Annotated in this window: 20 protein-coding genes; 2 read left to right on the forward strand and 18 right to left on the reverse strand. The window is 65.8% G+C overall.

All coding sequences use genetic code 11. The features are described 5' to 3' along the window. Positions 1–9: 9 nt before the first annotated feature. From ACJ7Z0_RS06910 to glpD, 16 genes are all read right to left on the reverse strand, one after another. Entirely contained in the window at positions 10–513 is a 504-nt protein-coding gene (locus ACJ7Z0_RS06910; protein ID WP_434789241.1) for a hypothetical protein, read from the reverse strand. Beyond that, a complete protein-coding gene (locus tag ACJ7Z0_RS06915; protein ID WP_434789242.1) occupies positions 510–1,589 on the reverse strand; it encodes a beta-ketoacyl synthase N-terminal-like domain-containing protein in 1,080 nt (359 codons plus the stop codon). The genes ACJ7Z0_RS06910 and ACJ7Z0_RS06915 overlap by 4 nt, the downstream gene beginning before the upstream one ends. Positions 1,590–1,650: 61 nt before the next feature. After that, positions 1,651–1,881 carry an acyl carrier protein gene (locus tag ACJ7Z0_RS06920; RefSeq protein ID WP_434792625.1) on the reverse strand — a complete coding sequence of 77 codons (231 nt, stop codon included), beginning with the start codon at positions 1,879–1,881 and terminating at the stop codon, positions 1,651–1,653. A gap of 41 nt (positions 1,882–1,922) precedes the next feature. Next, on the reverse strand, positions 1,923–3,080 hold the full coding sequence (locus ACJ7Z0_RS06925) for an ABC transporter permease (protein WP_434789243.1): 1,158 nt from the start codon (positions 3,078–3,080) through the stop codon (positions 1,923–1,925). A gap of 5 nt (positions 3,081–3,085) precedes the next feature. Continuing rightward, complete coding sequence (locus ACJ7Z0_RS06930) at positions 3,086–3,994, reverse strand: ABC transporter ATP-binding protein (RefSeq protein ID WP_434789244.1); 909 nt, start codon at positions 3,992–3,994, stop codon at positions 3,086–3,088. Positions 3,995–4,234: 240 nt separating this feature from the next. Continuing rightward, positions 4,235–5,215 carry a BtrH-related acyltransferase DarH gene (gene darH, locus ACJ7Z0_RS06935; protein ID WP_434789245.1) on the reverse strand — a complete coding sequence of 327 codons (981 nt, stop codon included), beginning with the start codon at positions 5,213–5,215 and terminating at the stop codon, positions 4,235–4,237. Continuing rightward, positions 5,212–5,610 carry a DarG family dialkylresorcinol biosynthesis protein gene (locus ACJ7Z0_RS06940; RefSeq protein ID WP_434789246.1) on the reverse strand — a complete coding sequence of 133 codons (399 nt, stop codon included), beginning with the start codon at positions 5,608–5,610 and terminating at the stop codon, positions 5,212–5,214. Before ACJ7Z0_RS06940 ends, darH begins: the two co-directional genes overlap by 4 nt. Before the next feature lie 2 nt (positions 5,611–5,612). Then, positions 5,613–6,755 (reverse strand): beta-ketoacyl-ACP synthase III, encoded by a 1,143-nt coding sequence (locus ACJ7Z0_RS06945; RefSeq protein WP_434789247.1) that lies wholly within the window; start codon positions 6,753–6,755, stop codon positions 5,613–5,615. After that, complete coding sequence (locus ACJ7Z0_RS06950; protein ID WP_434789248.1) at positions 6,745–7,677, reverse strand: dialkylrecorsinol condensing enzyme; 933 nt, start codon at positions 7,675–7,677, stop codon at positions 6,745–6,747. The genes ACJ7Z0_RS06945 and ACJ7Z0_RS06950 overlap by 11 nt, the downstream gene beginning before the upstream one ends. Positions 7,678–7,885: 208 nt before the next feature. Then, on the reverse strand, positions 7,886–9,616 hold the full coding sequence (locus ACJ7Z0_RS06955; protein ID WP_055805416.1) for an ABC transporter substrate-binding protein: 1,731 nt from the start codon (positions 9,614–9,616) through the stop codon (positions 7,886–7,888). A 95-nt stretch (positions 9,617–9,711) separates the two neighbouring features. Continuing rightward, on the reverse strand, positions 9,712–10,020 hold the full coding sequence (locus ACJ7Z0_RS06960; protein ID WP_055805411.1) for a DUF2160 domain-containing protein: 309 nt from the start codon (positions 10,018–10,020) through the stop codon (positions 9,712–9,714). Between the two features lie 129 nt (positions 10,021–10,149). Beyond that, positions 10,150–10,962, reverse strand: a complete 813-nt coding sequence (locus ACJ7Z0_RS06965; protein ID WP_434789249.1) for a carbohydrate ABC transporter permease — start codon at positions 10,960–10,962, stop codon at positions 10,150–10,152. Positions 10,963–11,034: 72 nt separating this feature from the next. After that, positions 11,035–11,925: a carbohydrate ABC transporter permease gene (locus tag ACJ7Z0_RS06970; protein WP_431130147.1), complete on the reverse strand. Its 891-nt coding sequence runs from the start codon at positions 11,923–11,925 to the stop codon at positions 11,035–11,037. Positions 11,926–12,145: 220 nt separating this feature from the next. Continuing rightward, a complete protein-coding gene (locus ACJ7Z0_RS06975) occupies positions 12,146–13,216 on the reverse strand; it encodes an ABC transporter ATP-binding protein (RefSeq protein ID WP_434789250.1) in 1,071 nt (356 codons plus the stop codon). Positions 13,217–13,226: 10 nt separating this feature from the next. Further along, entirely contained in the window at positions 13,227–14,300 is a 1,074-nt protein-coding gene (locus ACJ7Z0_RS06980; protein WP_434789251.1) for an ABC transporter ATP-binding protein, read from the reverse strand. Then, positions 14,300–15,973: a glycerol-3-phosphate dehydrogenase gene (glpD, locus tag ACJ7Z0_RS06985; RefSeq protein ID WP_434789252.1), complete on the reverse strand. Its 1,674-nt coding sequence runs from the start codon at positions 15,971–15,973 to the stop codon at positions 14,300–14,302. Before glpD ends, ACJ7Z0_RS06980 begins: the two co-directional genes overlap by 1 nt. A gap of 121 nt (positions 15,974–16,094) precedes the next feature. On the opposite strand from glpD, the gene ACJ7Z0_RS06990 reads away from it, so the two are divergent. After that, entirely contained in the window at positions 16,095–16,862 is a 768-nt protein-coding gene (locus ACJ7Z0_RS06990; RefSeq protein WP_281148666.1) for a DeoR/GlpR family DNA-binding transcription regulator, read from the forward strand. A gap of 357 nt (positions 16,863–17,219) precedes the next feature. Then, positions 17,220–18,713, forward strand: coding sequence for a glycerol kinase GlpK (glpK, locus tag ACJ7Z0_RS06995; RefSeq protein ID WP_434789253.1), 1,494 nt, complete (start codon positions 17,220–17,222; stop codon positions 18,711–18,713). Between the two features lie 27 nt (positions 18,714–18,740). Here the strand turns inward: glpK and ACJ7Z0_RS07000 are convergent, their stop codons facing one another. Further along, a complete protein-coding gene (locus ACJ7Z0_RS07000) occupies positions 18,741–19,697 on the reverse strand; it encodes an alpha-E domain-containing protein (RefSeq protein ID WP_093017596.1) in 957 nt (318 codons plus the stop codon). Positions 19,698–19,737: 40 nt separating this feature from the next. Beyond that, positions 19,738–21,237: a circularly permuted type 2 ATP-grasp protein gene (locus ACJ7Z0_RS07005; protein ID WP_431130127.1), complete on the reverse strand. Its 1,500-nt coding sequence runs from the start codon at positions 21,235–21,237 to the stop codon at positions 19,738–19,740. Between the last annotated feature and the right edge of the window lie 25 nt (positions 21,238–21,262).

Consider the following 21,262-nt stretch of genomic DNA (forward strand, 5'->3'; position numbering starts at 1 on the left):
TGCGGTGCTTCAGGCCGGCACCAGCCGCCACCATTCGGAGCGCGGCATTTCGCCATTGCGCTCCTCTTCCACCACGCCCAGCAGCAAGCCGGCGCTCCCCGCGCCGATCCGCGAAAGCTGCAGCAGCTGCTGCGGGTCGCGGCACAGCGCAAAGCCCGCGTCGCCCTGCCAGTCGAGACAGCGGCCGACCTCAGCCAGCATCAATGCGGGCTGGCCCTGCATGAAGGTGAACGGCATCAGCGCGCCTGCGTCGAGCTGCGCCAAGCCCGCATGCGTCGCGCCCCAGGCACCGCGCATGCTCGACACGCGCAGGCGGGCGCCCGTGGGCAGCGCATCCTCGCCCGCGGCATCGAGGCAGCAGCGCGCGCCGTACATCGCGAGTTCGGTCCAGAGGCCGACGCGCCGCGGCCGACGGCCAAGCCGATGCGCCAGCTGGTCGCGCCAATCCGCAGGCAGCGGATCGGCACTGAAGTACGCAACGGTGCGCCACGCGACGGAGGAACCGGCGTTCATGCGGTGCAATCCTCCAGCACCAGCGAGGCGTGTCCACCGCCGAATCCGACCACGTTGAGCAGGATGTTGCGCAGCCTGGCGGGCGCCTGTGAACTCAATGCGATGCCGAGTTCGCCGTCGACCGCGTAGCCGGTCGAAGGCCATGCCCCGGCTTCGATACAGGCGACGAGCAGCGCCAGTTCGGCGGCCCCCGATGCACCCAGCGTATGGCCAAGCAGCGACTTGAGCGACACCAGCGGCGGCAGCGTATCGAAGACCTGCTTCAACGCCTGCGCCTCGATCGCATCGTTGACCGGGCTGCCCGCGGCCTGCACCTTGATCAGGTCGATATCCCGCGGACTCAGCCCACTCTGCGACAGGGCCCCATGGCACATGGCAATCAACGCGCTGGCTTCGGTGCCCGAGGGGTTGCGGCCATCGACCACGTTGGACCCACCGGCAATGCGCCAGCGCGCCGCGCGCGAGCCGAGGCGCAATGCGGCCACCGCCTCGCCGAGCACCAACCCGTTGCGGCCGGCGCCGAAAGGCCGCGCGCCATCAGGCGAGAGCAGTTGCATGGCGCCGAAGCCGGCCACGGTGAAGCGATTGCCGAGTTCGGCCCCGATGACCAGGGCCTCGTCGGCTTCGCCGCTGCGAATGAAGTCGCAGGCCGCCAGCACGGCGTTGAGCGCCGAGGTGCAGGCCGTGGAGATGGTGAAAACCGGCCCCTGCCAGTCGAGCGCGCCGGCCACGAGGCCGGCAAAGTCCTGCAGGTCGCCGCCCAGGCGGAGGTCTTGCACCTCGTGCTCCATGTTGCCAATGTCCAGCGAAGACGATGCCACGAAGAGCGGGCCGGAACGTCCGCCTGCGCCCTCGCCTGCCTGCGCCGCGACGCTGCGCACGGTACGCGCCAAGCGCTCGGCCCAGCTGCCATCCTGCGTGGGCAGCATGAACACAGGCCAGCGGACGCCTTCGGAGACGGCGACCGGACGGGGCTGCACACCGCCGCGCGCAAGTGCTGTCACGGAGGACGCGAGATCGTTGCCCAGTGCACAGGCCAGGCCCATGCCGGCAACATACACGCCCTCGATGCTCATTGAATGACCTTCGTGCTTCGCACTGCGGTGCGAGCCCCCTTCGGAGCGGCCGGGCGGCGGCTCATGCCTTGCCCGCTTGCACCAGGTGGTCGGCCAGGTGGGCAATGGACGTGAGCGCGCGCCGCGTTTCCTTGCTGTCGGGCATGCGCAGTCCAAAGCGCTGATGGATCGTCATCGACACCTGCAGGGCGTCGAGCGAGTCGAGGTCGAGCCGGGCTTCGGGCCCGAACAGCGGCTCGTCGTCGCCAAGGCCACCCGGTGGCGCGTCTTTTTCGACGGCCTCGAGCACCATGGCCTTCAGGCTGGCAATGAATTCAGCGGATACAGAGTCGGTCACGATGCGGGCCTGCGAAACAGAAAGACGGCAAGCAGGAACATGGCGGCCGCGAACACCACGAGCCGGCCGACCTGCGGCAAGGTGTCGGCCACGCTGCCGCCGCGCAACAGCACGGTGAGCAGTGCCTCCAACCCCCAGTTCATCGGGGAGATTTCGACCAGCCGCTGCATGAAGCCCGGCATGACGAACTTCGGCACCATGATGCCGCCCGCGGCCGCCATCAGCACGTTGACCATCGGCCCGATGGTCGCGGCCTGCGCATGGCTGCGCACCAGGCATGCCAGGGCCAGCGACAGGCTGACCGCGGCCAGGCTCACCGCGGCCAGCGCCAGCACCAGCGCGTCCCAATGGATGCCCGCGAGGGAGAGCGCATCGCCGCCGATGAGCGGCATCAGCCAGATGCCGGCCGCCAGCATCAGCACGGCCTGCAGCGCGTTGACGCCGAGGTAAGGCAGCGCTTTCGACATCAGTAGCATGAAGCGCGACACGCCCAGGCTGCGCAGGCGGCCCAGCGCGCCCGAGCTGCGCTCCTGCACGAACAGGCTGGAGAGCGAGGCCACCACGAAGAACATGCCGAACACCAGCCACGCCGGCACGTTCTGCTGCACCGAGGTGGGCCGCGGCCCGGCGGTGGAATAACGCTCGGCATTTACCAGCGCCTGGATCGAGGCGCCCGGCGGCGGGCCGGAAGTGCCGGGCACCGCCAGCGCGAGGCGCGCCTTCAGTTCGCCGGACGCGCCGACCAGTTCGGCGCGCAGGGCGTTGAACAGGTTGGCGTCGATGCCCGGCTCGGTCAGCAGACGGATGTGGGCCTTGGTCGACAGCGCGGCCGACTCCAGTTCCGCCGAGAGGCCGGGCTCCAGGACGATGACGTACTTGAGCGCGCCGCTGCGCAACCGTGCCTGCCAGTCGGCATCGAGCGCTTGGGGTGCCCCATGGCCGCGCTGCCAGATCTGCTGCAGCCATTGCGCAGGGGTCTCGTTGTCGCGCATGTCCACCGCATAGCTCAGTTCGGCCAGCGGCGGGCGATAGATGTCTTTCAGCGTGAGCGACATCAGCACGATGAAGATCATCGGCATGAGAAACAGCGCCGCGAGCCCGTGCATGTCGCGCACGAGTGCGAGCAGTTCCTTCTTGATGAGCGCAAGCAGCATGGCGTTCAGTCGCGCAGGGAACGATGGGTGAGCGCCATGAAAAGCTGCTCGAGGTCGTGGCGGCCGAACTCGGCGTGGCGCACCTCGATGCCTTCGGCTTCCAGGGCCTGCAACACGGGACCGGGGCCAGTGCCCTCGTTGAGGTGAACGCGCCAATGCACGCCGCCCGGCTCCACGGTGCCGAAGCGCGAGAGCTTCTGTTCGTCCAGCCCGTCGGCCGCCAGCGTGAGCAGCATCGCGCTCTTCGACAGCAGCTCTTCAAGCGAGCCTTCGCGCAGCACGCGGCCGTGGTCGAGGATGGCGACGCGGTCGGCGATGGCTTCGATCTCTTCCATGTAGTGCGAGGCGTAGATCACGGCCGCGCCCTGCTCCGCCAAGCTCTTGATGGCGTCCAGAATGAAGGCGCGCGATTGCGGATCGACGCCCACCGTGGGTTCGTCGAACAGCATCAGCTCGGGTTCGGGCAAAAGAGCAATGGCCAGGTTGAGCCGGCGTTTCAGCCCGCCCGAGAGGCGCTCGGCGCGCACACTTGCAAACTGCTCGAGCTGCGAAAATCGGGTGCAGGCTTCGATACGCGCCTTCTTGCGCGCACCGGTGAGACCGCCCGCCGCCGCGAAGCATGCAAGGTTCTCGGTCACCGTGAGCATGGGATAGAAGGCCTGGTCCTGCGGCGCCACCGCGATGCGCGTGGGTGCCTTGGCGCGAACCTGCTGGAGCGCTTGGCCGTCGATGAGGATCTCGCCCGACTGCACGGCCAGCGCGCCCGAGAGGTGAGAGATCAGCGTGGTCTTGCCGGCGCCGTTGGGGCCCAGCAAACCCATGACGCAACCTCTCGGTACCGCAAGCGACACATCTTCCAGCGCAGGCCTTCCGGCATGCGGATAGCGGTAGCCGAGGTTCTTCAGTTCGAGCATCGGCGTGTTGCTTGTTCGGAGTGGTGGTTGTTCGAGCCGAACAACGACAGCGCCCTGTGTGCGCAGGGCGCCGGGTGCTCCCCGCAGCGAAATAAAGGAGGAGCCGAAGGCGGGGGACATTCGCGGAGGGGAGTACCCGGTGGCCTGTGCACGCGCCCTGAACAGAAGCGCCCTGAACAGAAACGTCCTGAACCACGCACCATACGACCTGCGCACCGAATCGAGAAACGATGCTCCATCTCAGGCAACAGCAGCCTTCAGGTCGCGAAAGAACGTTTCCTCCTGCTGCGCCTGCTCACGCAGACGCTCGGCCAGCGCCGCCGGATCGACCGGCTCGCGCCCCTTCACCATGCGCGCTGCCTTGAGCGCGAAGGCGCGCCAGCCGTCGCCGATGGCGATGAGCCGCTCGGACATCTGCTGCAGCTGCGGTTTGTCGAGCAACTGCGCCGCCTCCTGCAGGAAGCCCGCATAGATGAAACGGAAACCCGCCCCACCCGTGCCGATTTCTTCCTGCATGCGCACCACGTGGCCGATGAAATCGACGCTGCGTGAGTCGGTTGGCGACAGCTTCTGCATGCGCTTGGCCAGCGTGCGCATGCCGCGCACACCGACGATGGGAATGGGCGCGAGCATGTTTCGCACGGTCTTGCGGATGGCCTTTGTCACCGATGCCGCGTCGACCGTCTTGCGCTCGATCGACTGCGGGTAATACATGAGGCCCTTGGGCGCAAGCACGCCCTTGGCGAAGCGCGCACGCGACAGGTCGGCGCTGGCGCAGCGCACAGGCTCTTCGAACACCGGATCGCTGATCAGGTAGTCGTCGCCGTCCTTGCCGTAGACCAGCAGGTTGTGCGCATTGAAGTGAAAGCGCATGTTGGGCGGAAAGTAAGGCAGCCAGTAGACCGAGGTCTGCAGCCCCACGATCTGCCCGCTGGCCAGCAGGGCGTCGAGGCGCTGGGCACCCGCCTCGGGGCTGCGAAAGGTCTCGAAGCGGAAGCGCGCGGCCATTGGTGCCAAGAGGCCCTTGATGATGGCCTTGGGCGGCATGCGGTACGAGATGAGCGGCAGGCCCGAGAGCTTGATGAACGGCAGGTAGGCGAACGACAACGCAGACGACAGGCCGAGCGCCATGCTCTCGGTCATGGGTGCACCATGGTGGCGCATCAGGTTCGAGATGACGCCGCTTTCGCAATGCGCCGCTTGTTGATGTTCGAAGTTCACGACGGCAGGCCTTGCAAGGTGGAAACGGGCAGGCCCAGCGCCTCCGAATAGCGCGCCATGTGCTTTTGCGACAGCGCTGCGAAGTGTTTGGGCTTCAGGTGGCGCCGTACGCGCCATTGCCAGAAGCCGCTGGTCTGCGAGAGCAGCGCCACGTCCATGCGGCGTTCGTACATCCAGTATTCGAGCGGCGACGCGAGCCCCTGGGCCACGCGCTCCTTGGCCGCCTGCGCCTGCACGACGAGCACGTCGACCGCATGGCTGGTGACGATTTCTTCAGCCTCCCAGCCGCGCGAGGTGGTGGTGACGACACGGCCCTGCGCGTCGCGCGCGTACATGAGCTTGGCATGGCCGCCGAGGGTGGCATTGCCTTCTTGCGGAACGGCGTCGACGTCCATGGCTACACAGCCTCCATATAGATGAAGCCGCTCGAAAAACGGCCGCTTTCGGGCACGAACATCAAGAGCTTGTGGCCGGGCTTGATGCGCCCGGAACGGAACAGCTCGTCGAGCATGATGTAAGGCGATGCCGCCCCGGTATTGCCCTTGCGCGCCAGGTTGCTGAACCAGCGCTCGCGCGGGATTGCGAAGTCCATGGCTTCGAGGCAGCGGGCAACGGGTTCGGCGAAATAGTTCGATGACAGGTGCGGCAGGAACCAGTCGATGTCGGCCGCCTTCAGGCCGCGCCGCTCGACGATGGCTGCGAGCGGCTCGCCCAGCGTGGCGCGCACGATGTTCTCGTTGAGCAGGCGCACGTCCTGCTTGATCGCGAAGGTCGAGTCGCGGTGCCAATCCTGCGGCTGCGTGCGCGCCCAGCCGTCGAGGCCGCCCTCGGCGTTCCGGTCGGCGCCCGAGTACATGCACACCGGCAGCTCGTGCGCTGCCGACGACAGGTCGATCCATTCGATGCGCAGCGACAGCGGCCCGCGCGGCACGCGCTCCAGCAGCACGGCGCCGGCGCCGTCGGACAGCATCCAGCGCAGGAAGTCTTTCTCGAACGCGATCTCGGGCCGCTTCTCGAGGGCTTCGAGCTGGTGTTCGAGTTCGGCCTCGAAGCGCGAACCGCGCATCACCGGTGACACCAGTTCCGAGCCGGTGGCAACGGCGCGTTGCGCATCGCCCGCGCGCACCGAGAGCCAGGCATGCTTGAGCGCGGTGGTGCCTGCAAGGCAGATGCCGGCGCAGGCCACCACCTCGAGCCGCGGCCAGCCGAGCTCGCCATGCACCATCACGGCGTGGTTGGGCAGCAGTTGGTCGGGCAGCGAGGTGCCGGTAACGAGGCAGTCGACGCGGCCGATGTCTTCGGGGTCGCCGAGAGCGCGGACGGCCGAGGCCGTGAGCTGTGCGTTGGTCATGGCCTGCAGGCCGGTGGACCGGTCGATCGCATAGTGGCGCGATTCGATGCCGTTGCTGCGAAGGATCAGGCGCCGCGCTCGCGACGCCTTGCCGCCGATGCGACCCAGTACTTCTTCGATGTCTTCGTTGCCGACCGGCGAAAAAGGCAGGAAAGCGGCGGTACGGGTCAGGAAAACATCAGTCGTCATAGAGGTGGGAGCGGTCTGTGGCCGAGCCCGAGGGGCGCTCGAAGTGAGCCGTCATTTTAGTCAGCCACCCCTTGAACAAAGGCCGCAGCAGCGCCTGCAGCGTCAAGCTCACGGGCACGACCGTGACAATCAGCACAAGAAGGAAGACCACATAGAGCAGCAGCAACGGCTTGCGTTGCCATGCGCCGGGCCGCCCCGCCGCCACGATCAGCTTGCCCCAGAGGAAGAAGCTCCGCGTGCCGGCTTTTTCGCTGATCAAGAGCCGGGCATCGGCCCGCACTGCGCCCAGGCCCGCGAGCAGCGGCTGCGATCCGCGCTCGAGATCGTTGTGCAGCGCCTCGCGCAGCGCGCGGCCGAAGCGACCCGCGCCCTGGACCTGTTCGGCGCTGAGGCCGGCGTCGGGCATGCCCCAGAACCCGCGCTTGCGGCCCCAGATGAGCCAGGCCGGCGTGGTGAAGAAAGTCGCCAGCGTCGGGCCGGGGTCGGTCAGCACCACGTTGTCGATCAGCCGCGCGCCTACCGCGTCGAGCAGGCCCTTGAGCTTTTCGTGCGCCAGCAGCCACATGTTGCGGCAGGCGATGACGGTGACCACGGGCTTGCCCCGGAGCAGGCGGCTTGCCAGCGGATGCTTGAGAAAGGCGGTAATGGGCTGCGACGGCGCCAGGAACCAGACCTGGTAAGGCAGGATGACGAGATCGAAGTCTTCGTCCCCGGTCAGCGAAAGCGGCGCCAGCGGCGCCGGCTTCAGGTGGGCCGACTCCGGAAAGGCATCGAAGAAGGTCAGGAACGGCCAGGGAAACGGAAAATCCGCTTGCGGGCGCAGCGTTTCGGCGTGCACGGAAATCTGCGGATCGGCCCTGAGCGGCGCAACGATCTGGTCGGCGACGCTGCCGAGCTGGCCCGTCTGCGAATAGTGAATCACCAGGACACGTTTGGGGCGCGCGGCGGGGCTGGAAATGCTTGAGGTCACTTGTTGGGGCTGAGCGGGGGCCGTCGAATGTAAGCCAAGCGTCGCACTGGCGCATCTGCCATTGGTCATGCCGTCGCGCCGACCCCACGGATAGAGACGAAAAAAGGGCCGCACCCTTCGGCGCGGCCCTCGTCGGCTGTTCTGCAAGAAACGCAGGCGGTCAGCGCGCCTTGCCTTCCTTCCAGGCTGCCAGCATCTTGCTGTATTCGATGGTCTCGCCCTTGGGCTTTTCGTTGGCCAGCTTCTTCCACGGCGCGTTCTTGTCGCTCAGCCACTTGTTGGGATCGCCCTTGGCGTTGAGCTTGGGTGCGCAATGGGCCATGCCGGCGCGCTCGAGGCGGGCCATCACGTTGTCCATCTCGTCGGCCAGGTTGTCCATCGCCTTCTGCGGGGTCTTCTCGCCCGTCACGGCCTCGGCCACGTTCTTCCACCAGAGCTGCGCGAGCTTCGGATAGTCGGGCACGTTGGTGCCGGTGGGCGTCCATGCCACGCGGGCCGGGCTGCGGTAGAACTCGACCAGGCCGCCGAGCTTGGGCGCCATGTCGGTCATTGCCTTCGACTGGATATCCGATTCGCGGATCGGCGTCAGGCCCACCATGGTCTTCTTGAGCGAGACGCTCTTGGACGTGACGAACTGCGCGTAGAGCCAGGCGGCGGCCGTCTTGTTGGCGTCATGGCCGTTGAAGAAGGACCACGAACCCACGTCCTGGTAGCCGTTCTGCATGCCCTGCTTCCAGTAGGGGCCGTTCGGGCCGGGCGCCATGCGCCACTTGGGCGTGCCGTCCTCGTTCACCACGGGCAGGCCCTTCTTGGTCATGTCGGCCGTGAAGGCGGTGTACCAGAAGATCTGCTGGGCAATCTGGCCCTGCGCCGGCACCGGGCCGGCTTCGCCGAAGGTCATGCCCATGGCTTCCTTGGGCGCGTACTTCTTCATCCAGTCGATGTACTTGGTGAGCGCGTAAACGGCGGCCGGCGAGTTGGTCGCACCGCCGCGCGACACCGCGGCGCCCACGGGCGTGCACTTGTCGTCGCCCACGCGGATGCCCCATTCGTCGATCGGCATGCCGTTCGGGTTGCCGATGTCGGCGGTGCCGGCCATCGACAGCCATGCGTCGGTGAAGCGCCAGCCCAGCGACGGGTCCTTCTTGCCGTAGTCCATGTGGCCATAGATCGGCTTGCCGTCGATGGTCTTCACGTCGACGCTGAAGAATTCGGCGATGTCTTCGTAGGCGCTCCAGTTGAGCGGCACGCCCAGGTCGTAGCCGTACTTGGCCTTGAACTTGTCCTTCAGGTCCTTGCGGTCGAACAGGTCGGCGCGGAACCAGTACAGGTTGGCAAACTGCTGGTCGGGCAGCTGGTAGAGCTTGCCGTCCGGTGCCGTGGTGAACTTGGTGCCGATGAAGTCCTTGAGATCGAGTCCCGGATTGGTGAACTCTTTTCCTGCGCCGGCCATGTAGTCGGTCAGGTTCATCATCTTGCCGTAGCGGTAGTGCGTACCGATCAGGTCGGAGTCGGAAATCCAGCCGTCGTAGATCGACTTGCCCGACTGCATCGAGGTCTGCAGCTTCTCGACCACGTCGCCTTCCTGGATCAGGTCGTGCTTCACCTTGATGCCGGTGATCTCCTCGAAAGCCTTGGCCAGCGTCTTCGATTCGTATTCATGCGTGGTGATGGTCTCGGACACCACCGAGATCTCCTTCACGCCCTTTGCCTGCAGCTTCTTGGCCGCATCGATGAACCACTTCATCTCGGCGGTCTGCTGGTCCTTGCTGAGGGTCGACGGCTGGAACTCGCTGTCGATCCATTTCTTGGCCTCGGGCTCTGCGGCCCATGCACCGTGCGCGGCGAACATCGCCGCTGCCATTGCCAATGCCGTGTAGCGCATCTTCATGAATGTGTCTCCTCGGTTGAAAGCTTCCCCGGTTTTTTCGATCGCGGCTCCGGGGAGGCGGAGAGCCGGTCGCGTCTGAAAACAAATTCTTGGGCCTAGCCCTTGCGCATCACCAGCGCCAGGAGAAACATCGACAGCACGAAGCTGATCCAGATCGAAGGCTCGGCCTGCAGGCCCAGCCATTCCTGGAATTTGCCGGCCAGGCCGATGAAGACCAGGTTGAAGTAGGCCGCCGAAAGCAGGCCGATGAAAAGCCGATCGCCTCGCGTCGTGGCAATGGGCAGCCAGCCGCGCCGCATCGTGGTGGGCGACTTGAACTCCCACACCGTCATGCCAACCAGCATGAGTGCGATGCAGGTGAAGAAAACGGCCACGGGGGTGGTCCAGACCATCCAATCGAACATTTCTCAGCTCCTTTTCTTTTCTTGCTCCTTCCCCCTCTGGGGGAAGGTTGGGATGGGGGCATCGGCGCTCGATGGAAACGCCGCTTGCCCTCACCCCTGCCCTCTCCCAGAGGGAGAAGGAGTCAATACCTAAACCCGTCCCATCGCAAAGCCCTTTGCGATGTAGTGCCGCACGAACCAGATCACGATCGCGCCCGGCACGATGGTGAGCACACCCGCCGCGGCCAGCGTGGCCCAGTCCATGCCCGAGGCGCTCACCGTGCGCGTCATGGTCGCCACGATGGGCTTCGCGTTCACGCTGGTCAGCGTACGGGCCAGCAGCAGCTCGACCCAGCTGAACATGAAGCAGAAGAACGCCGCCACGCCCACGCCGGCCTTGATGAGCGGCAGGAAGATCCGGACGAAGAAGCGCGGGAACGAGTAGCCGTCGATGTACGCCGTCTCGTCGATCTCGCGCGGAATGCCGCTCATGAAGCCTTCGAGAATCCACACCGCCAGCGGCACGTTGAACAAAAGGTGCGCCAGCGCCACGCCCAGGTGAGTGTCCATCAGGCCCACGGTGCTGTACAGCTGGAAGAACGGCAGCAAAAACACCGCGGGCGGCGTCATGCGGTTGGTCAACAGCCAGAAGAACACGTGCTTGTCGCCCAGGAACGAATAGCGCGAGAACGCATAGGCCGCCGGCAGCGCCACGGTGAGCGAGATCACCGTGTTGATCGCCACGTAGATCAGGCTGTTGATGTAGCCCGAGTACCACGACTCGTCGGTGAAGATGCGCGCGTAGTTGGCCCAGGTGAGCTCGTGCGGGAAGAACGAGAAGCTCGAGACGATTTCCTCGTTCGTCTTGAAGCTCATGTTGATCATCCAGTAGATGGGCAACAGCGCGAACAGGATGTACAGCATCAGGAAGATGCTGCGCTTGCGGAATCGCTTTTCAGACATGTTGACCCCCTTGGCGCTGCGCGCCGTCCCCCCGAGGGGGAGCATCCGCCTTGAGGCGGCTCAGCGACGGATTCATTGTTCTTTCTCCACTTCTTGCGTGCCGACCCGCTGCATCCAGTTGTAGAGCACGAAGCAGAACAACAAAATGATGAGGAAGTAGATCAGCGAGAAAGCTGCCGCCGGCCCCAGGTCGAACTGGCCCACGGCCTTCTGCGTGAGGTACTGGCTCAGGAAGGTGGTGGCATTGCCCGGCCCCCCGCCCGTCAGCACGAAGGGCTCGGTGTAGATCATGAAGCTGTCCATGAAGCGCAGCAGCACCGCAATCATGAGCACGCCGCGCATCTTGGGCAACTGGATGTAGCGGAACACCGCGAACTTGCTGGCCCCATCGATGCGCGCCGCCTGGTAGTAGGCATCGGGAATCGAGCGCAGCCCGGCAAAGCACAAGAGCGCCACCAGCGGCGTCCAGTGCCACACGTCCATCACCAGCACCGTGAGCCAGGCGTCCGCCGCGCTGCCGGTGTAGTTGTAGTCGACGCCCAACTTCTGCAGCGCGTGGCCCAGGAGGCCGATGTCGGCACGGCCATAGATCTGCCAGATGGTGCCGACCACGTTCCACGGAATGAGCAGCGACAGCGCCACCACCACCAGCACCGCGGAAGACTTCCAGCCCTTGGCCGGCATCGACAAGGCAAGGCAGATGCCCAGTGGAATCTCGACCAGCAACACCGAGAGCGAGAAGCCCAGCTGGCGCCACAGCGCCTGGTGCAGTTCGTCGTCGCGCATCACCGAGGCGAACCATTCAGTGCCGACGAACACGCGCCGGTCGGGCGAGATGATGTCCTGCACCGAGTAATTGACCACCGTCATCAGTGGCACGATGGCCGAGAAGGCCACGCAGATCAGCACCGGCAGCACGAGCCACCAGGCCTTTTGATTGATGGGCTTGTTGGTTGCGTTCATGGTGTTGCTCCTTCCCCCTTTGGGGCTGAGGGCTGCGGCTCCAGTTCCGCCTGCGCGGAACTGGACAGCCCGAAGAGCGGCAGCCTCTGGCTGCCTGCACCGAGGTTGGGATGGGGGCGGGCAGAGCGCGCAATGGATGCGCCGCTTGCCCCCACCCCTGCCCTCCCCCGGGAGGGGAGGGAGAAAGACGAAGGCATCAGGCCCAGTTTGATCGGGGTGTTCATGCCACCAGTTCCTCGTCCTTGTAATAGCAAGTGTGGGTGTCGAGCACCCGCAACCACACCGTGTCGCCCACCGCCGGCGGCTGGTCTTCCGAGTGCAGCCGCACCTTGATCACACTGCCATCGACCTGCGCGCTCAGCATGGCGTGAGTGCCGACGTCCTGCACCTGCTTCACCACGGCGGGCACGGCACCGGCAGCGCCCGCGTTAGAAAGGCGCAGGTACTCCGGCCGGATCCCGATCTTGAGCGCGCCCTGCGGCAGCTCGCGCGTGGGTACGAGCGGCGTCCCCGCGACCTCGAGCGCGCCGTTCGCGTTCTTCGCAGAAAGAAAGTTCATGCCCGGCGAGCCGATGAAGTGGCCGACGAAGGTATGGGCCGGACGCTCGAACAGCGCCTCGGCGCTGCCCACCTGCACAGCCTTGCCGCGCGTCATCACCACCACTTCTTCGGCGAAGGTGAGCGCCTCGACCTGGTCGTGCGTGACATAGATCAGCGTGAGCTTGAGCTCGCGGTGAATCTGCTTGAGCTTGCGGCGAAGCTGCCATTTCAGGTGCGGGTCGATCACCGTCAGCGGCTCGTCGAACAGCACCGCCGACACGTCGTTGCGCACCAGCCCGCGGCCGAGCGAGATCTTCTGCTTGGCATCGGCCGCCAGGCCCGCCGCGCGCTGGTTGAGCTGGCCGCTCATGTCGAGCATCTCGGCGATCTCGCCCACGCGCTTCTTGATCTGGTCCTCAGGCACCTTGCGGTTGCGCAAGGGGAACGCGAGGTTCTCGGCCACGGTCATGGTGTCGTAGATCACCGGAAACTGGAACACCTGCGCGATGTTGCGTTCCTGCGGCGTGGCGCGCGTCATGTCGCGGCCGTCGAACGTCACCGTGCCCTGCGAAGGCACGAGCAAGCCCGAGATGATGTTGAGCATGGTGGTCTTGCCGCAGCCCGAGGGGCCGAGCAAGGCGTAGGCGCCGCCGTCGCGAAAGCTCATCTTGAGCGGCAGCAGCGCATAGTCGCTGTCCTGCGTCGGGTTGGGTCGGTAGGCGTGGGCCAGGTCGAGATCGATGCGTGCCATAGCGAGGCTCCTAGTTTCCTTTGCGCCATGCCGGCGCGAGCGCCAGCTTTTCGCCGGCATCGAACACATAGGCTTGCGACGCGCTGAAATACAGCGTGATCGGCGTGCCCAATTCGAAGCGGTGCACCCCGGTGAGCTGCGCCACCAGTTCGCCGACCGCCGTGTCGACGTGCACAAAGGTGTCGGAGCCCGAGATTTCGGCCAGCTCCACCTTGCCTGGCAAGGCGATGTCGCCCTCCCCCGCCCCGACGTTCAATGCGCTTGCGCGCAGGCCGACCGTCACCGCGCCCGAGACGTTCTCCGGCACGGCCAGCGCGAGCTTGGGGCCGCCGGCCAATTGCACATATCCAGCGGTTGCGGTACCAGGCAAAAGGTTCATCGGTGGATCGCTGAAGGCGCGGGCCACGCGCAGCGACTGCGGCGCATGGAACACCTCGGCTGTCGGCCCGTACTGCAGCAGTTCGCCCGCATCCATCACGGCCGTGTAGCCACCCAGCAGCAGCGCCTCGCCGGGCTCGGTGGTGGCGTAGATCACCGTCGAATCGCCGGTGGCGAACAGTTGCGTGAGTTCTTCGCGCAGGCCTTCCCGCAGCTTGTAGTCGAGGTTCACCAGCGGCTCGTCGAGCAGCATCAGCGGCGCGTTCTTGGCCAGCGCGCGCGCCAGTGCCACGCGCTGCTGCTGCCCGCCCGACAGCTCGGCCGGCAGGCGGTCGAGGAACATGCCGATGTGCAGCTTGTCGGCCAGCGCCTTCACGCGCGCCTCGATGTTCTTCTCGCCGCGCAGCTTGAGCGGCGAGGCGATGTTGTCGGCCACCTTGAGCGACGGATAGTTGATGAACTGCTGGTACACCATGGCCACGTTGCGCTCGCGCACCGGCATGCCGGTCACGTCCTTGCCGTCGACCAGCACCTTGCCCGTGCTGGGCGTGTCCAGCCCCGCCATCAGGCGCATCAGGCTGGTCTTGCCGGCCTGGGTGGCGCCCAGCAGCACGGTGACCGCACCGCTTCTCGGCGCGATGCTCTGTTCGTAGAGCCAGGTTTGCGCGCCGACCTTCTTGGTGACGCGCTCCAGAGTCAATTGCATCAGCGCTTCCCGTTGATCATGTAGAGGTTGTTGGTTGCGCGCGCCTGCAGCCAGTCGGCCACCTGCTGGCGCTCTTCGGCCGTGTAGCGCAGCCCGAGCTTCGACCGGCGCCAGAGCACGTCGTCGGCGCTCATGGCCCATTCCTGTTCTTGCAGGAAGCGCAGTTCGCGCTCGTGAAGCCCCGGTGCCACGGCTTCTCCCATGTCGGCCATCGCCTGCGCATCTCCAAGCAGCTCGGACACGCGTGCGCCGTAGGCGCGGGCCAGCCGCCTCGCCAGCTTGGCATCGAGCCATGCATGGCGGGCCTGCACCGCGGCCACGAAGCGCTCGAAATCGTCGTCGGGCCGCGTGGCGGCACCGATCCACGCCGACAGATCGCCGCCGGCCAGGAAGGCGCCGTCGGTCCATGGCGGGCGCTGCGCGCTCGATTGGCCGAGCATCTTGCCGACCTCGTCGGCCGCGTCTTCGGCCAGCTTGCGAAAGGTCGTGATCTTGCCGCCCCACACGGAGAGCAGCGGCGCCGCCGCGGTGTTCGACTCGAGCATGTAGTCGCGCGTGACCGCGGACGGGTCGCCCGACGCATCGTCGAGCAGCGGGCGCACGCCCGAATAGGTCCAGACCACGTCGGCCGGCTTGATCGGCTTGTCGAAATAGCGGCTCGCCTGCATGCAGAGATACGCGATCTCTTCCTCGGCAATGCGCGCCGCGCCGGGATCGTCGCCGTTCAGCTCGATGTCGGTGGTGCCGATCAGCGTGAACTCGTCCTGGTAGGGGATCGCAAAGATGATCCGCTTGTCGGGATTCTGGAAGATGTAGGCATGGTCGTGCTCGAACAGGCGCGGCACCACGATGTGGCTGCCCTTGACCAGCCGCAGATGCCGTGTGGCCAGCGCCTCGCCCTTGGCCGATTGCGCCACGCCGCGCAGGAACGATTCGGCCCACGGCCCCGCGGCATTGACCACGGCGCGCGCGCGCACCACGCGAATGCCACCGTCCGCGCCTTCCAGCGTGGCGGTCCAGCCGTCGGCGTCGCGCTGCGCATGGACGCAGCGGGTGCGCGTGAGCACCTCGGCGCCGCGCGTCCTGGCGTCGATGGCGTTGAGCACCACCAGCCGCGCGTCGTCGACCCAGCCGTCCGAATAGACGAAGCCGCGCTTGAACTGCGGCTTGAGCGGCGCCCCGGCCGCGTGGCGGCGCAAGTCGATGCTGCGCGAGCCCGGCAGCACTTCGCGCTTGGCAAGGTTGTCGTACATGAACAGGCCGATGCGGATCATCCAGGCCGGCCGCATCGACGGGTCATGCGGCATCACGAAGCGCAGCGGCCACATGATGTGCGGCGCGCTCTTGAGCAGCACCTCGCGCTCCTGCAGCGCCTTGCGCACGAGCGAGAACTCGTAATACTCCAGATAGCGCAGCCCGCCGTGGATGAGCTTGGTCGACGAGGAAGACGTGTGCGAGGCGAGATCGTCCTTTTCACACAGCACCACGCGCCAGCCCCGGCCCGCCAGATCGCGCGCAATGCCGCAGCCGTTGATGCCGCCGCCGACGATCAGCACGTCGCATTCGGTTGCCGGCAGAGGCGGATTGGAGGAGAAATCGCTCACAGGAAATGGGCCCGTTGATTCGTGACTTTGGTCACGGAAGGGCGCCATTGTATTTTCGTGTCTTTTCATTTGGGTTCCTTTTGACGCGATTTTCCCCCGAGTTTTCCCTTAGAAATCTTCGTTTTCTTTCGCTTTAAAGTGGCACGGCCTGTACTCTCCAAAGAGTCTTCACGTTCTTTACGACGCCCCTGTGAACTCCAATCCGCGCCAGATCAACCTTCTCGATACCGTGCGCACGCGCGGCTCCGTCACCGTCGAGCAGCTGGCCGACATGCTGGGCGTCACGCTGCAAACGGTGCGGCGCGACGTGCAGCGGCTGGCCGACGAAGGCTTGCTCACTCGCTTTCACGGGGGCGTGCGCGTACCGAGTTCCACCACCGAGAACATCGGCTACCAGCAGCGCGAAACGCTTCATGCCGAAGGCAAGGCGCGCATCGCGCGGCGCGTGGCCGAGCTGGTGCCCAACGACTGCTCGCTGATCCTCAACATCGGCACCACCACCGAGGCCATTGCCAAGGCGCTGCTGCGGCACACCGGCCTGCGCGTGATCACCAACAACCTGAACGTGGCGACCATCCTGAGCGGCAACACCTCGTGCGAGGTGATCGTGGCGGGCGGGTCGGTGCGGCCGCGCGACCGCGCCATCGTGGGCGAGGCCACCATCGATTTCATCCGCCAGTTCAAGGTCGACATCGCGCTGATCGGCGTCTCGAGCATCGAGGCCGACGGGTCGCTGCGCGACTTCGATCTGCGCGAAGTGAAAGTGGCGCAAACCATCATCGCGCAGGCACGGGAGGTGTGGCTCGCAGCCGATGCAAGCAAGTTCAACCGGCCCGCGATGATCCAGCTCGGCACGCTCTCGCAGATCGACCGGCTGTTTACCGATGCGGAGCCACCACCGCCATTTGCCGACCTGTTGCATGCTGCGCAGGTTCGGCTTGAGATTGCGCGCGATTGAGATGAGAGCTCGTCGTTTTGCTTGCCGCGCTTTAAGGCATTCGGGGGGCGCTCCCGCCGACGGGGTACCTTGCTCCGCGAATGTCCCCCGGCCTGCGGCCTCCTCCTTTATTTCGCTGCGCAAGGCACCCCATCGACGGGATCGTTGTCCAGAGCGGTTATTGATCGAGCTGAACAAGCGCAGCGCCCAGTGGGCGCAGGGCGCCGGGTGCTCCCCGCAGCGAAATAAAGGAGGAGCCGAAGGCGGGGGACATTCGCGGAGGGGAGTACCCGGTGGCCTGTGCACGCGCCCTGAACAAGAGCGTCCCAAAAACCGGCGCCAAGAACGCAAGACAAGACCCCAAGGAACACCCAACCCATGACCTACCTGCTCGCCCTCGACCAAGGCACCTCCAGCTCGCGCAGCATCGTGTTCGACCGCGAAGGCCATATCGTCGCCATCGCGCAGAAGGAGCTCACGCAGATCTACCCACAACCCGGTTGGGTCGAACACGATCCGATGGAGATCTGGAACAGCCAGCTCGCCACCGCGCGCGAAGTGCTCGCCAAGGCCAAGCTCCAGCCCGCCGACATCCACGCCATCGGCATCACCAACCAGCGCGAGACCACCGTGCTGTGGAACCGCAAGACCGGCCAGCCGGTGCATCACGCCATCGTCTGGCAAGACCGTCGTGCCGAGCCGCTGTGCGCAAAGCTGCGCGACGAAGGCATGACCGGCACCATCCAGGAAAAAACCGGGCTGGTCATCGACGCGTATTTTTCCGGTACCAAGCTGCGCTGGCTGCTCGACAACGTACCCGGCGCGCGCGCCCAGGCCGAGCGCGGCGAACTCGCCTTCGGCACCGTCGACAGCTGGCTCATGTGGCAGCTTACCGGCGGCAAGGTGCACGTGACCGACGTGAGCAACGCGTCGCGCACGATGCTCTTCAACGTGCACCGCAACGAATGGGACGCGGACCTGCTCAAGTTGCTGGACATTCCCGCTGCGCTCATGCCGAAGGTGCAACCGTCGAGCTCGCACTTTGCCGACACCGATGCCGCGCTGCTCGGCCGCGCGCTGCCCATCGGCGGCGTGGCCGGCGACCAGCAGAGCGCCCTCTTCGGCCAGGCCTGCTTCGCGGCCGGCATGGCCAAGAACACCTACGGCACCGGCTGCTTCTTGCTGATGCACACGGGCGCCGCGTTCCAGCCCTCGCACAACGGCCTGCTCGTGACCAGCGCCGCGCAGACCGACGCCACGCCGCAGTACGCGATGGAAGGCAGCGTCTTCGTCGGCGGCGCCGTGGTGCAGTGGCTGCGCGACGGCCTCAAGGCCATCAAGGGCAGCGCCGAAGTGCAGTCGCTCGCCGAGAGTGTGCCCGACGCGGGCGGCGTGATGATGGTGCCGGCCTTCACCGGCCTTGGCGCGCCCTACTGGAACGCCGACGCACGCGGCACCATCACCGGCCTCACGCGCGGAACCACGGTGGCCCACATCGCGCGCGCCGCGCTGGAAAGCATCGCCTACCAGAGCGCCGCACTGCTGCAGGCCATGAGCCGCGATGCAGTCGCCGCCGGCGGCACCCCCGTGGCGGAGCTGCGCGTGGATGGCGGCGCGAGCGTGAACGACCTGCTGATGCAGTTCCAGGCCGACCTGCTGGGCATTCCCGTGGTGCGGCCCGAAGTGATCGAGACCACCGCGCTGGGCGCCGCCTATCTCGCGGGCCTGTCCACCGGCGTCTACAGCGACGCGCGCCAGCTCTCGAAGCTGTGGAAGGTGGAGCGGCGCTTCATGCCGACCATGGGCCGCGCGCAGGCCGAGGAGTCGATGGCCCGCTGGGAGCGGGCGGTGCGGCAGGCCACCGCCACCTGAGGCGCATCGGCTCGCGGTTCTTTTTTACTACTGCGCCGGAACCAGAAAGTCCTGGCTGATCCGCCCACCGAGTTCGTTCACGCGATCAAGGAACTGCGTGAGATAAGCATGCAGCCCGGTCGCGAGAATTTCGTCGACCCGCGCGTACTGCAGGTCGGCCAGCAGCTTGCCGGCGCGGCGCTGGGTTTCGGCGCTCTGCTCGTTCTGCACCTTGGCGAGGTTGTTCACCACCTCGACCAGGCTCGCGTGCAGCGAACGCGGCATGTCGGCGCGAAGAATGAGCAGCTCGGCCACGCGCTCGGGCTTGATCACGTCGCGGTACACCTTGCGGTAGACCTCGAAGGCCGAGACGCTGCGCAAGATGGCGCTCCAGTGATAGAAGTCGTACTCTTGGTCTTCCTCGGTGGCGGTGCCGAAGAACTCGCTGTTGAGGGCGTGAAACTTCACGTCCACCAGCCGCGCGGTGTTGTCGGCGCGCTCCAGGAAAGTGCCCAGGCGCGAGAAGTAAAAGGCCTCGTCCTGCAGCATGGTGCCCAGCGTGACGCCGCGCGAGAGGTGCGAGCGGAACTTGACCCATTCGAAGAACTGGGCCGGGTCGCGCTCGAAATCGCCCGCGCGCAGCATGCGGTTGACTTCGAGCCATGTGGTGTTCTGCGTTTCCCAGGCCTCGGTGGTGAGCGCGCCGCGAACCGCGCGCGCGTTTTCGCGCGCGGCTTTGAGGCAGGAGACGATCGAAGACGGATTGCTCTCGTCCTTGACCATGAACTCCATCACGTCGTGGGGCGTGATCTGCTCGTACTTCTTGTTGTACGAAGGCAGCAGCTCGCTGATGGACAGCACGCCCTGCCAGCCGTATTTGGCCACTTCGGCCGATTGGGGCAGGAGCGAGGTCTGGTAGTTGACGTCGAGCATGCGGGCGGTGTTTTCCGCGCGCTCGGTGTAGCGCGACATCCAGTAGAGGTGATCGGCAGTGCGTGACAGCATCGTTTTGTTCTCCTGATTCCTTGCTTGCTTGCCTGCTGCGCTAGGCCGATTGCGTTTGACTTTGCGACTGCGTCGCTTTCGGCTTGGCGCCGCGGTCCGCCTCGAGAATCCAGGTGTCCTTGGTGCCGCCGCCTTGCGATGAATTGACCACCAGCGAGCCTTCCTTGAGCGCCACGCGCGTGAGGCCGCCGGGCACCATCTGCACCTCGCTGCCCGAGAGCACGAAGGGGCGCAGGTCGATGTGGCGCGGTGCAATGCCGGCGTCGACAAAGGTCGGCGACGTGGAAAGGCTCAGCGTGGGCTGCGCGATGTAGCCGTCGGGCTTGGCAATCACGGCTTTCTTGAAGTCTTCGATCTCAGCCTGCGTGGCCGCCGGGCCGATCAGCATGCCGTAGCCGCCGGCGCCGTGCACCTCCTTGACGACCAGGTCCTTCATGTTGTCGAGCGTGTACTGCAGCTCGTCCTTGTTGCGGCACATGTAGGTGGGCACGTTCTTCAGGATCGGCTGCTCGCCGAGGTAGAACTCCACCATCTTGGGCACGTAGGGGTAGATCGACTTGTCGTCGGCGACGCCGGTCCCCACCGCATTGCAGATGACGACGTTGCCGTCGCGGTAGGCGCGCATCAGGCCGGCGCAACCGAGCGTCGACGTGGGGCGGAACACCTCGGGGTCGAGAAAATCGTCGTCGACGCGGCGGTAGATCACGTCCACGCGCTTCGGCCCGCGCGTGGTGCGCATGTAGACGAAGTTGTCGCGGACGAACAGGTCTTGCCCCTCGACCAGCTCCACGCCCATCTGCTGGGCCAGGAAGGCGTGCTCGAAGTAGGCGCTGTTGTACATGCCGGGGGTCAGCACCACCACCGTGGGCTCGGCCGTGGCGGCCGGCGCGCTGGCGCGCAGGGTTTCGAGCAGCAGGTCGGGGTAATGCGCCACCGGCGCGATACGGTTCTGGTTGAACAGCTCCGGGAAGAGCCGCATCATCATCTTGCGATTCTCCAGCATGTAGCTCACGCCGCTGGGCACTCGCAGGTTGTCTTCGAGCACGTAGTACTCGCCGTTGCCCTGGGCGTCGGGCGCCCGGACGATGTCGATGCCCGAGATGTTCGAGTAGACGTCGTGCGGCACGCTGACGCCCATCATTTCGGGGCGGAACTGCGCGTTGTTCAGGATCTGCTCGGCCGGAATGATGCCGGCCTTGATGATTTCCTGATCGTGGTAGACATCATGCAGGAAGCGGTTGAGCGCCGTGACGCGCTGCACCAGCCCCTTTTCCATGCTCTCCCACTCGTGGGCGGGAATGATGCGCGGCAGCAGGTCGAACGGTATGAGCCGCTCGGTGCCGGAACCGTCCTCGTCCTTGGCGCCGTACACCGCAAAGGTGATACCGACCCGGCGGAAGATCATTTCCGCTTCCTCGCGACGCGCCCGCATCACCTCGCCGGGTTGCTTCGCGAGCCATTGGTCGTAGCGCTTGTAGTGTTGCCTGATTGCAGCCCCCGCATAGGGCAACTGCTCATACATCTCATCGAATTTGTGCATGGAACGACCAATCTCCTTGAGCCAT

This window comes from Variovorax palleresanus (assembly GCF_051144945.1).
GTDB lineage: Bacteria > Pseudomonadota > Gammaproteobacteria > Burkholderiales > Burkholderiaceae_C > Variovorax > Variovorax paradoxus_S.